Origin of the sequence: Mesorhizobium sp. M8A.F.Ca.ET.208.01.1.1 (genome assembly GCF_004791315.1) — a bacterium.
In the GTDB taxonomy this organism is placed as follows: Bacteria; Pseudomonadota; Alphaproteobacteria; order Rhizobiales; family Rhizobiaceae; genus Mesorhizobium.
In genome coordinates this window covers 1-293 of sequence record NZ_SRUT01000349.1, presented here as the reverse complement: position 1 = coordinate 293, position 293 = coordinate 1, and the positions used below count along the sequence as shown (strand labels likewise).

Sequence of the window (293 nt, the reverse complement as noted above, 5' to 3'; positions counted from 1 at the left end):
AGCGCCCCTCGTAGGCCCGCTCACGATTGCCGCGTGCCTCGACATAACGCCCGGTCGGCAGGAGTTCATGCCGGATGTGGCCGTCTGCCGTAACCCACACGCCGATGTAAGGATGGGTAGCGCTCATTTACCTTGCGCCTTCTGCCGATAGTAGTGCGCAATATCCTCCGGCTTGACCACCCGCGCGTAGTTCAGCTCCTGACGGATCTTCCACGCGCCGTCGACGCAGGCCCAACCGAGTTGCGATCGTCCGTCGAATGCGACGACCTTTCCGTTGAGGCGGCTGATCCGCC

1 pseudogene is annotated in these 293 nt (G+C 63.1%); it reads right to left on the bottom strand.

The features are described from left to right. Positions 1-151, bottom strand: a pseudogene (locus EN851_RS35605) (Atu4866 domain-containing protein); the annotation flags it as partial. Positions 152-293: the final 142 nt, after the last annotated feature.